Consider the following 11554-nt stretch of genomic DNA (forward strand, 5'->3'; position numbering starts at 1 on the left):
CGAGGGGCGAGGCCCCCGCGTTACGACGCGAGCTTGCTCGCGAGTTCCGCGACGTGCTTGCCCTGGTAGCGCGCGATGTCGAGCTCGTTCGCGCTCGGCTGGCGGCTGCCGTCCGCGCCGGCGAGCGTGGTCGCGCCATACGGCGTGCCGCCGGTGATTTCGCTCATGTTGACGAGCCCGCTGCACGCATACGGCACGCCCACGATCACCATCCCGTGATGCAGCAGCGTCGTGTGGAACGACGTGATCGTCGTTTCCTGGCCGCCGTGCTGCGTGCCGGTCGACGCGAACACGCTGCCGATCTTGCCGACGAGCGCGCCTTTCATCCACAGGCCGCCAGTCTGGTCGAGGAACGTGCGCATCTGGCCGGCCATGTTGCCGAAGCGGGTCGGCGTGCCGAAGATGATCGCATCGTAATCGGCGAGTTCGTCCACCGTGGCGACCGGTGCGGCCTGGTCGACCTTCACGCCGATCGCGCGGGCCTGGTCGACGGGGATCGTTTCCGGCACGCGCTTGAGCGTGACCTCGACGCCGGGCACCGATTTCGCGCCCTCCACGATGTGCTGCGCCATCGTTTCGACGTGCCCGTAGGACGAGTAGTAAAGAACGAGAACCTTGGCCATGTTGCGAATCTCCGATTAAAAGGGCCCCGCGTTTCCGCGGGGCCCGGTTTCCCGAACGGGCGTCACGCCCATTCGGCCGTCACTTCGACCGGACGCAGGTCGAACACCAGCACTTCGGCATCCTTGCCGTCGGCGATCGTCAGCGCCTGTTCGCCGCGGATGCGCGCGCCGTCGCCTTCGCCGAGCGTCACGCCGTTGACCGTCACGCTGCCGCGTGCCACGTGGACGTAAGCAAAACGGCTCGGATCGAGTTCCAGCGTAGTGCTTTCGTCGCCGTCGAACAGGCCCGCGTAAATCCGGGTGTCCTGCCGGATCTTCAGCGAACCGGCATCGCCGTTCGGCGACACGACGAGGGCGAGCTTGCCGCGCTTGTCGTCGGCCGCGACATTGGTCTGCTGATAACGCGGCTCGGCACCCTTTTCGGCCGGCCCGACCCAGATCTGCAGGAAGTGGACCGGCGTGTCCTGCGAGTGGTTGAACTCGCTGTGGCGCACGCCCGTGCCCGCGCTCATCAACTGCACGTCGCCCGGCACGATCACCGAACCGGTGCCCATCGAGTCCTTGTGTTCGAGCGCGCCGTCGAGCACGTACGACAGGATTTCCATGTCGCGGTGCGGGTGCGTGCCGAAGCCGCGGCCCGGGGCGACGCGGTCGTCGTTGATCACGAGCAGGTCGGAGAAGCCGACTTGCTTCGGATCGTAGTAATTCGCGAACGAAAACGTATGACGGGAGCTGAGCCAGCCATGCTCCGCACGGCCACGTTGGTTTGCTGCACGGATATCGATCATGATTTTTTGTCCTTGAAGTCGCCGGACCTCGGAAGTGAGACCGGCCGTTCGTTGAGATGAATCTTAGGTCAATCTATTTGACAAATAAATCGCTGTAGAGATAATGACTGTCGCAATGGAGTGGACAATATGGAAATCAACGACCTGAGGATCTTCGTCGCGACCGTGGACGCCGGCAGCTTCACGGCGGCGGCCGATCAGCTGATGCTGTCCAAGCAGTTCGTCAGCCGGCGCACGATGGCGCTGGAGGCGTCGCTCGGTGTCCGGCTGCTGCACCGGAATACCCGCAATCTGGCGGTGACCGAATCGGGGCAGGAGTTCTACGTGCGCGCGCAGCGCATCCTCGCGGAGATCGCCGACGCCGAGCAGGCGATGTCGGTACGCAGCACCGAGCTGCATGGCTCGCTGAAGATCAGCGCGCCGCTGTCGTTCGGGATCACGCACGTGTCGCCGCTGATCGCCGAATTCCTGTCCGCGCACCCGGCCGTGCGGCTGAACCTCGACCTGACCGACCGGCGCGTCGACCTGATCGGCGAGGGCTTCGACCTCGTGCTGCGGATCGGCTCGCTCGAGGATTCCACGTTGATCGCGCGTCCGCTCGGCGCGTGGCGGATGATCGCGTGCGCGAGCCCCGCCTACCTGAAGCGGCACGGCACGCCGCAGACGCCGGCCGATCTCGCCGGCCACACCTGTGTGCTGTACGGGCGCGAGCGGCGGGTCGGCTGGGAATTCCGCGTCGACGGTGCGGTGCGCACGTTCGACGTGCAGGGGCCGCTCGTCGCGAACAACGGCGAAGTGGTGCGCGACGCGGCGATCGCGGGGCTCGGCATCGCGCTGCTGCCGCACTTCATCGTCGGCGCGGCGCTCGACAGCGGCGCGCTCGTGCCGGTGCTCGACGCGTACGTGCCGCCGCCGATCACGCTCAATGCGGTGTTTCCGCAGCACCGGGAAGGGTTCGTCACGTTGCGCACGTTCATCGGGTTTCTCGCGGAGCGGCTCGGGGAACCGGCGCCCACGGGTGTGAATGGGGCGGGCCGGGTACGGTAGCCGGCCGCTTTGCGGTGAATGGGGTGATTAATCTCCGCACATTTTGCGGGGATTGTTGAGTCGCGCGGCGAATGAGCGGATAATCTCCGCATGATGAGCGGAGATTACATCTTTATCTGGGAAGCAGCCGATTGGCCGGCATGGCGTTTCGACCTCCCGGCCCTCGCCACGCCGCTCGCCGACGTCAGCCGTGCGCAAGGCATGCTGGCCGGGCGGCTGGCGGATGTCGGGCTGGCGTTGCGCGACGAGGCGAGCCTGGCCGCGCTGACGGACGACGTCGTGAAGACCAGCGCGATCGAGGGCGAGAACCTGAATGTCGCATCGGTCCGGTCGTCGATCGCGCGCCGGCTCGGCGTCGATATCGGCGCGCTGGCGCCGGTCGATCGCCACGTCGAGGGCGTCGTCGACATGGTGCTGGATGCGACGACCCATTCGGCGGCGCCGGTCACCGAAGCGCGGCTGTTCGGGTGGCATGCCGCGCTGTTTCCGACCGGCTACTCGGGGCTGTCGCGCATCACGGTCGGCGGCTGGCGCACGGATGCGAGCGGGCCGATGCAGGTGGTTTCCGGGCCGATCGGCCGCCAGCGCGTGCATTTCGAGGCGCCGCCGGCCGCACGCGTGCCCGACGAGATCGGGCGTTTTCTCGCGTGGCTCAACGCGCCGCCGGCCGAACCGTTGCTGATCCGGGCCGGGCTCGCGCATCTGTGGTTCGTCACGCTCCACCCGTTCGACGACGGCAACGGTCGTATCGCACGCGCGCTCGGCGATCTGGTGCTGGCGCGCGCGGACCGAAGCCCGCAGCGTTTCTACAGCCTGTCCGCGCAGATCCAGCGCGAGCGCAACGCATATTACGACGTGCTGGAGCGCACGCAGCGCGGCTCGCTCGATGTCACGGAGTGGCTCGCGTGGTTTCTGAATACGCTGGGCCGGGCCATCGATCATGCGCACACGACGCTCGATGCGGTGCTGATCAAGGCGCGTTTCTGGCAGCGGTGCGCGGGCGTCGCGATGAACGAACGCCAGGTCAAGGTCATGAATCGCCTGCTGGACGGCTTCGAAGGCAAGCTGACGACCACCAAGTGGGCGGCCCTCGCGAAATGCTCGCAGGACACGGCGTTGCGCGACATCACGGAGCTTGTCGAGCAGGGCATGCTGCGTCGCTCGGCGTCCGGCGGCCGCAGCACGAGTTACGAGCTGGTGCCGTTCGACGGGTGATGTCGTCGCCGGCGCCGAAGACGAGCCACGCGTGGCTCGACAATCTCGACGAGACGCTGCCGATCGACGTGATGCAGTCAGCCGGCGCTGCCCGGCTATTTCCCGCGTGCCGTGCGCGCCTGCGTCTGCGTCTTCGCCGGCGCCGCGGCGGATTCCCGTATGCGCAACTCGGGCTGGACGGCATGGCCGGGCCCCGTGGCGCCGTTCTCGAGCGCGTCGAGCAACGCGTGCGCGGCCTGGCGCCCGATCGCGTCGGTGTCGACCCACATCGTCGTCAGCGGCGGCTGGATCTCGCGCGCGAGCGCGACGTCGTCGAACCCGGTGATCGACAACTGCGCGGGCACGTCGATGCCGAGCGCCTGCGCTTCGAGCAACGCGCCGAGCGCGAGCGCGTCGTTGCCGCAGATCACGGCGGTCGGCCGTGTCACCGCATCGCTGCCGGCGATCGCGCGCAGGCTCGCCCGCCCGAACGCGATCGTGGCCGCGCCTTCGTGCTGGTGCACGGGGCGCACCGCGAGCCCGTGCGCGGCCAGCGTGTCGTGAATGCCGCGCAGGCGGGCCTGGACACGGTCGTTGTCCGTCGACGGCTGCATGATGATCGCGAAATCGCGATGGCCGAGGTCGAGCAGGTGCGTGGTGAGCCGCGCGAACGCCGCGCGGTTGTCGAAGCCGATGCAGCAGTGCGGGCTGTCGTCGCGGTACGCATACGTGACGACGTACGGCACGCGATGCATCGCAAGGAGTTCGAACAGTTCGGGCGGGTACGCTTCGCCGACCAGCGATACCGCTTCCACGCCGCGCGACAGCATCGCGCGCACCTGCGCGAGCGCCTGCGCGGGGTCGTAGTTCGAGCAGCCGAGGAACAGCGTGATGCCGTGCTCGGCCATGATCGTCTGCATGCCGGCGACCTGCGACGCGAACACCTGGTCGTCGAGGGTCGGAATGATCGCGCCGGTAATGTGGGTACGCGTGGACGCCAGCGCGCGGCCGGCCGCATTCGGAATCCAGTTCAGTGCGAGCGCCGCGTCGCGCACGCGCTGCTGCACGTCGGCCGACACCTTGCCGGGGTCGTTGTACACGCGCGAGACGGTCGCGGTCGACACGCCGGCCAGTTTCGCGACGTCGCCGAGCACCGAGCGGCCGCTGCCGCGGCGTGCCCGCGATGCGCCGCCGCGGGGCGGGGCCGTGCTCATCGGCCGTCTCCCGGCGGGGTAGGCCTGCCTGCGCCGTGCGTTGCCAGTCGCGTCATTGTTTACCCTCGATTCATGGTGGCCGCGCTTGCATCCTCATTCGATCCTGTGAGAATGTAAGCGCTATCTTGATGCTGCTCCGTATTATGTCAGACATGGATTTCACCCGCACCGCGAAATTTTCAGAGACGACGGCCTTTCCGGCCATTTTGTCGGTCTCAAATGTAAGCGATTACATTCAAGCATGAGCGAGCTCACCTCACCGCGTATCGCTGTCGTCGGCAGCGTCAACATTGACCTCGTCACACGGGCGCCGCGCCTGCCGGTGCCGGGCGAAACGCTGCTCGGCACGACGTTCGAGACCGTTCACGGCGGCAAGGGCGCGAACCAGGCGGTCGCGGCCGCGCGCCTCGGTGCATCGGTCGCGATGATCGGCTGTGTCGGCGACGACGCGTTCGGCGCGCGCCTGCACGCCGCGCTGGCGGCGGAGCGCATCGACGTGACGCACCTGCACCGGATCGCGGGCACGGCAACCGGCGTGGCCACGATCACGGTCGATGACGGCGGCGCGAACAGCATCGTCGTCGTGCCCGGCGCGAATGCATGCGTCGATGCCGACCGGATCGACGCGGCGCGCGACGCGATCGCCGGAGCCGCGCTGCTCGTGTGCCAGCTCGAAGTGCCGGTCGCCAGCGTGGCGCGTGCGATTGCCTGCGCAAGCGCGCACCACACGCCGGTGCTGCTCAACCCGGCGCCCGCGCAACCGCTTTTCGATGCGCTGCTGGCGCGGGTCGACTATCTCGTCGTCAACGAAACCGAGGCCGAGTCGCTGACCGGCATCGCCGTGGGCGACGACGCATCGGCCGCGCGCGCCGCCGATGCGCTGTGCGCGAAGGGCGTCGGCAACGTGCTGGTCACGCTCGGCGCGCGCGGCGTGTGCTGGCGCGGCAGCGCAGGGCGCGGCCGCCATCGTGCGATGGCGGTGGCGGCCGTCGATACGACCGCGGCCGGCGACACGTTCGTCGGCGGGTTCGCGGTCGCGCGGGCCGGCGGCGCGTCGATGGACGACGCGATCGGCTTCGGCCAGCGTGCGGCGGCGATCAGCGTCACGCGTCATGGCGCGCAGACGTCGATTCCGACGCGCGATGAAGTCAACCCTATGGATACCTGAATTCCGCATGCGACGGAACGGCCGAACCCGGCCCCTACCAGTGACATGGAGACAATCGACATGAACGACAACCCACCTGTTCCGCACGCGCCGCCCCGGATTCGGCGCGGTCAACGCATCGCGCTCGCGCTGTTGATGGCGAGCGGGATCGTCAACTACCTCGATCGCGGCACGCTGGCCGTCGCGAGTTCGGCGATCCGCGGCGATCTCGGCCTCTCGCTCGCGCAGATGGGGCTGCTGCTGTCGGCCTTCTCCTGGAGCTATGCGCTGTGCCAGTTTCCGGTCGGCGGGCTGGTCGACCGCATCGGGCCGCGCCGGCTGCTCGGCATCGGGCTGATCGTCTGGTCGTTCGCGCAGGCGTCGGGCGGCCTCGTGTCCACGTTTGGCTGGTTCATCGTCGCGCGCATCGTGCTCGGCATCGGCGAGGCGCCGCAATTCCCGTCGGCCGCGCGCGTGGTGAGCAACTGGTTTCCGCTGCGGGCGCGCGGCACGCCGACCGGTTTTTTCAATGCCGCGTCGCCGCTCGGCACCGCGCTTGCGCCGCTGCTGCTGTCGGTGCTCGTTGCATCGTTCCACTGGCGCTGGGCGTTCATCGTGACCGGCGCGCTCGGCCTCGTCGTCGCCGTCGTGTGGTTCGCGTTCTATCGCGATCCGGTGCGCGCGCAACTATCTGCCGCCGAGCGCAATTATCTCGATGCCGATGCGCAGAGCGTCGCCGCGGCGCCGAAACTGACCTTCGCCGAATGGCGCAGCCTGTTCTCGCACGGCACGACCTGGGGGATGCTGATCGGCTTCTTCGGCTCCGTGTACCTGAACTGGGTCTACCTGACCTGGCTGCCGGGCTACCTGACGATGGAGCGGCACATGAGCCTGATCCGCACCGGGTTCGCCGCATCGGTGCCGTTCCTGTGCGGGTTCGTCGGTTCGCTGGTCGCCGGCTGGCTGTCGGATCTCGTCACGCGGCGCAGCCGGTCGCCGGTCGTGAGCCGGCGCAATGCAGTGGTGGCCGCGATGCTCGGGATGGTCGCATTCACGATTCCGGCCGCGCTCGTGCAGAGCAATACGGTTGCGCTCGCATGCATTTCGGTGGTGATCTTTCTCGCCAACGCGGCGTCGGCGTGCTCGTGGGCGCTCGCGACGGCGGCCGCGCCGCCGAGCCGCATCGCGTCGCTCGGCGCGATCCAGAATTTCGGCGGCTTCATCGGCGGCGCGCTGGCGCCGATCCTGACCGGCATCATCGCGCAGAAGTGGTCGTTCGTGCCCGCGCTGCTCACGGCGGCGGCGATCGCGTTCGCCGGCGCGATGGCCTATCTGCTGCTCGTGCGCAAGCCGATTCCCGAACAGGCCGCGAACGCCGCGCCCGGACCGTTGCCGGCTTGAGCACGCAGCCTGCACCCGCATTCATTGAAGCAAGGAGAAACCGATGCAACACTCGCAGCAATCGAACGTGACCATCGAGGGGATCGTACCGGTGATGCTGACGCCGTTCGACGACGCCGGCGCGATCGACTACGCCGGGCTCGAGCGGCTCATCGAATGGTATCTGGCGCACGGCTCGGACGCGTTGTTCGCGGTTGCGCAATCGAGCGAGATGCAGTTCCTGAGCCTCGCCGAACGCGCGGCACTCGCGCGCTTCGTGGTCGAGCGGGTGGCCGGGCGCGTGCCGGTCGTCGCGTCCGGGCACATCAGCGACGATCTCGACGCGCAGGTCGCCGAACTGTGCGCGGCGGCCGAATCGGGCGCGCAGGGCGTCGTGCTGGTGACCAACCGGCTCGATCCGCAACGCAAGGGCAGCGCCGCGTTGCTCGACCATCTGCACCGGCTGCTCGCGCGACTGCCGTCGGATCTCCCGCTCGGCCTGTACGAATGTCCGGCGCCTTACCGGCGGCTTCTGTCGGATGACGAACTGCGCGCGTGCATCGACACGGGCCGGTTCGTGATGCTCAAGGACGTGAGTTGCGATCTCGCGACGGTGAAGCGGCGCGTCGCGCTTGCCGAGGGGTCGCCGCTGAAGATCCTGAACGCGAACGCCGCGATCGCCTGGGACGCGATGAAGGCCGGGTCCGCCGGTTTCAACGGCGTGTTCACGAACTTCCATCCCGATCTCTACCAGTGGCTGCGCACGCAAGGCGAGTCGAATCCGGCGCTGGCCGACGAACTGTCGACGTTCCTGGTCGTCTCGGCGGTATCGGAGGCGCTGGGTTACCCGGCGCTCGCGAAGCTCTATCACCAGCGGATCGGCACGTTCGGGTCGATCAAATGCCGTGCGATCGACTACGACGTGCGCGAACGCTTCTGGGCGCTCGACGCGGTGCTCGACAAGATCGTCGCCGGCACCGAACACTTCCGCCGGCGGATCGCTGCGTCATAAAGTACGACGCGTGCCGCGCCAGTCGCGTGGCACGTGATCGCATCGCGTGCCGTGCGCGCGGCCGGCGCGCCCATTGCCTGCAAGCACGACCCGCTTTGCGCGATGCGTCGCAATCGCGGCGCACTCATCGCGATTTCCCTCTCGTCGATGGCGGCGACGCCTGCCGCCGCGCTCCTCCTGCCGTCATTCACGACATCATGAACGCGAACCGCCCGCGATCCGCGAGCGCGGCGTCGATGCTCGTCCGGCCAACCTGCCGCGCGTTGCATCGACCATGTCCGACGGACTGTCGACATGTCTTGCGCGACGCGAGAAAAGCGCACAAATCTGCGCAATCCCGCGCCCATCCGTTGTAACGGCTCGTAATACCATGCCGCGGAGTGATTTTTACGACGAACCGCTGAAGCCGCATTCGCCCATGCAACACGTAACGACGACAAGCCGGCCGCCGATCCTGGCGGCGCCGGTGGATGCCATGCTGCACGCCGTGATCGACGAAGTCGTCCACCGAAGCGTGTCGGAAGCGACGACGCGCGGCGGCTACATGCGCTGCGCCGACTATGCGATCGTCGGCGCGCGGGTGCTGACGCTGCTGACCGGCAAGCCCTATCGGCCGTTCGCGGGCGGCGAAGTGATGGATTTCGGCGGCGGCAACCTGTACGCGCTCTGCACGACGCGCGAGCGGCGCCGCACCGCGCGGCATCTGTCGCAGCTCGCGCGGTATCACTGCTGGATCGAAGCGCGCCACGACGATGCGCTCGGACGCACGCGCAAGGAGATCGTCGACTTCACGCTGCGCCACGACGAGACCGTCGCGAACCAGCTGGGCATGCCGTTCGCCCGTGCTTACCAGGCTTATTTCTGGGGTTGGGAGGATGAGCATGCGGTACCGGCCGAGTTGCACGATCATCCGGTATTCGCGAAGCAGGGGCCCGTGTGGCGCTGGGCCGAGCGCGAATGCACGTCGCTGCTGCGTGCGTACGAGCACGAACGGCCCGGCTATTTCGGGCGTCAGGTGTCGCGCGCGATCGATTGGTTCGCCGATCGCGTTGAAGGTCTCGGCTGACGCCGGCCCGCTTCAAGAACAACCGCGGGCTGGCCGCCGGCCTCGATGATGCGAATCCCGCGAGCGCTGGCGCGTCGCCGGGCATGAGCGACAACTCCGGGCCGCGCCTCTCGCGCGACCCGGCCGCTCATTTGTTGGACAGCGTGCCGCTGCTGTTCGCACCGCCAAACAATCGCGTCAGGTACTGCGTGTTGGTGTTCATCCGCGCCATCAACGTGTTGAGTGCGGTGAACTGCGCCTGGTATTGCTTCGTCAGTTGCGCGGCATAGTCGGACAGATCCGACTGCTGCTGTGTGACGCGCTTCAGATCGGCGGTCAGTGCGGTCGTGCGCACGTCGATCATCCCGTTTTTCTTCGTGAACTGCGTGATCTGGTCGGCCAGGCGCGTGCCGATCCCGTTCTCCGGATTGAACAGCCGCGCGACGCCCGACGGATTGGCCGACAACGCGCCGTCGAGCTTCGCGCTGTCGACGTTCAGCGTGCCGTCCTTCTCGAGCTTGATGCCGATCGACAACAGGTTCACGTGTCCGTTGCCCTTCCCGGTGGTGGCGCCGCCGTCGACGCCGCGCGCGACGATCGACGCGAGCGAGTTGCGGATCGTGTTCAACGTCGAATCGCCGATCAGCGCGCCTTGCGAGCTGGCTCCGGCCGTGTAGCTCGACAGCGCGCCCATCGTCTTGACCACCGTGTTGTACAGGCTCACGAAATTCGTGATCGTGGCGGCCTGCGACTTCGTGTCGGTGCTGACCGTCAACGTCTGCGTATCGGTCGCGCTGACCGCGGCCGCCGACAGATTCAACGTGATGCCGGTCAGCACGCCCGATACCGCGTTGCTCGCGCTGGTCGATGCGATCCCGTTGAGCATGAACTTCGCATCCTGCGCGGCGGTGCTCTGCCGCCACGCGGCCGCGCCGTTCGCCGACTCGATTTTCGATGCGCCGCCGGACGGGTCGGCCGTCGACGTGACGCCGAGGTTCGACAGGCCGCCGTCGTTGGACACGTTGCCGACCGCGACGCTGATCGCGTTCGCCGCGCCCGTCTTCGACGACGCGAGCACGAGGTGCGCGCCGTCCGTGCCGTTGATGACCGTCGCGCTGATCCCCGGGTTGCCCGACGCGCCGTTGATCGCCGCCGCGATGCCCGCCAGCGTGTTGTTCGTGCCGCCGACCTCGACCTTGAACGACTGGCTGCCGAGCGACAGCGTCAGCGTGCCGGTACCGAGCGCCTTGCTGCCGTTGAAGCCGGCGGAAGACAGCGCCTGCGCGGTCGCGATCTGCGTGACGCCGACCGTGTAGGTGCCGGCGACCGCGCCCGCGCCGGCCGTCGCGGTCAAGCCCTTGCCGCTCGCGACCGCGTTGAACGTCGACTGCAGCGCGCCGTTCTTCAGCGACGTCAGGCCCGCCTCGAGCGCGCCGAGCGCGGACGACAGCGCGCCGAACGCGGAAATTCGCGTGTTGCCGGTCGTTTGCGACGCGGCAAGCGTCGCGGCCCGGCCGGCCGTTTTCGCGTTCACGAGCGTCTTGACGAGCGAGCCGACATCCATCGCCGGATTGCCGGTCGAGCCGTTGATGATCGATTGCGCCGCCTGTTGCATCAGGCTGTTCGCGTTCGCGCCGCTGTTGACGGGCGTGTTCGTTGGCATGGGTGAGCTCCGGTTGAAGGCGATCCAGTGGCGAACGGCGGTGGAGCCGGCCGGCGGCGATCCGGATGGGTCCGTGGCGATCCGCGTGCGTGTCGTTTCTCGCGCTTCTCGCCCGACGCCCGCCACGGATCGCGGGAGTGTCGGGAAAACGTAAGAATGATTGGTGGGCTATCGTATTATTAAATCGGTATTGGTTGGTAATTTTTTGTAATTATTCTTGTGAAAAATGTGGGAGAAGAGCAGTGGATGCGGAGCCGGTTTCTAAAAGAAGTCGGCTATTCCAAGGGTAGAAAATCGTAGCCGGCCCGAAGCGGACATGAAACCTTGGGTTGTGTACGGGCGGGCAAGCTCAAAAGATTGAGAGTGTTTATTGGCAGTGCGCCTTGTGAACGTTGCCGAGGCATTGCACGCCTATGCTCGGGAAGTATTGGGCAGCGAAGC

Annotated in this window: 10 protein-coding genes; 6 read left to right on the forward strand and 4 right to left on the reverse strand. The window is 67.4% G+C overall.

Annotation, left to right across the window (positions count from 1 at the left end; all coding sequences use genetic code 11):
- Window positions 1–20 precede the first annotated feature (20 nt).
- Entirely contained in the window at window positions 21–623 is a 603-nt protein-coding gene (gene wrbA / locus AP428_RS30670) for an NAD(P)H:quinone oxidoreductase (protein ID WP_006481047.1), read from the reverse strand.
- A gap of 62 nt (window positions 624–685) precedes the next feature.
- Window positions 686–1411, reverse strand: coding sequence for a pirin family protein (locus AP428_RS30675; protein ID WP_011549308.1), 726 nt, complete (start codon window positions 1409–1411; stop codon window positions 686–688).
- Window positions 1412–1540: 129 nt separating this feature from the next.
- Between AP428_RS30675 and AP428_RS30680 the strand changes: the two genes are divergently transcribed.
- Together AP428_RS30680 and AP428_RS30685 are read left to right on the forward strand one after the other, a co-directional pair.
- Window positions 1541–2458, forward strand: coding sequence for a LysR family transcriptional regulator (locus AP428_RS30680; RefSeq protein WP_011549307.1), 918 nt, complete (start codon window positions 1541–1543; stop codon window positions 2456–2458).
- 90 nt (window positions 2459–2548) lie between these two features.
- Complete coding sequence (locus AP428_RS30685; RefSeq protein WP_011549306.1) at window positions 2549–3673, forward strand: Fic family protein; 1125 nt, start codon at window positions 2549–2551, stop codon at window positions 3671–3673.
- Between the two features lie 95 nt (window positions 3674–3768).
- On the opposite strand, the gene AP428_RS30690 is transcribed toward AP428_RS30685, so the two are convergent.
- A complete protein-coding gene (locus tag AP428_RS30690) occupies window positions 3769–4866 on the reverse strand; it encodes a LacI family DNA-binding transcriptional regulator (RefSeq protein WP_011549305.1) in 1098 nt (365 codons plus the stop codon).
- 241 nt (window positions 4867–5107) lie between these two features.
- On the opposite strand from AP428_RS30690, the gene rbsK reads away from it, so the two are divergent.
- The 4 genes from rbsK to AP428_RS30710 all read left to right on the forward strand — a co-directional run bounded on the left by rbsK (window position 5108) and on the right by AP428_RS30710 (window position 9471).
- Entirely contained in the window at window positions 5108–6034 is a 927-nt protein-coding gene (rbsK, locus tag AP428_RS30695; protein ID WP_011549304.1) for a ribokinase, read from the forward strand.
- 60 nt (window positions 6035–6094) lie between these two features.
- On the forward strand, window positions 6095–7414 hold the full coding sequence (locus tag AP428_RS30700) for an MFS transporter (RefSeq protein ID WP_011549303.1): 1320 nt from the start codon (window positions 6095–6097) through the stop codon (window positions 7412–7414).
- A gap of 43 nt (window positions 7415–7457) precedes the next feature.
- Entirely contained in the window at window positions 7458–8405 is a 948-nt protein-coding gene (locus AP428_RS30705; RefSeq protein ID WP_011549302.1) for a dihydrodipicolinate synthase family protein, read from the forward strand.
- A gap of 418 nt (window positions 8406–8823) precedes the next feature.
- Window positions 8824–9471 (forward strand): hypothetical protein, encoded by a 648-nt coding sequence (locus AP428_RS30710; RefSeq protein WP_011549301.1) that lies wholly within the window; start codon window positions 8824–8826, stop codon window positions 9469–9471.
- Window positions 9472–9598: 127 nt separating this feature from the next.
- Here the strand turns inward: AP428_RS30710 and fliD are convergent, their stop codons facing one another.
- On the reverse strand, window positions 9599–11113 hold the full coding sequence (gene fliD / locus AP428_RS30715; RefSeq protein WP_011549300.1) for a flagellar filament capping protein FliD: 1515 nt from the start codon (window positions 11111–11113) through the stop codon (window positions 9599–9601).
- Between the last annotated feature and the right edge of the window lie 441 nt (window positions 11114–11554).

The organism is Burkholderia sp. E168m22, from assembly GCF_001319805.1.
In the GTDB taxonomy this organism is placed as follows: domain Bacteria; phylum Pseudomonadota; class Gammaproteobacteria; order Burkholderiales; family Burkholderiaceae; genus Burkholderia; species Burkholderia orbicola.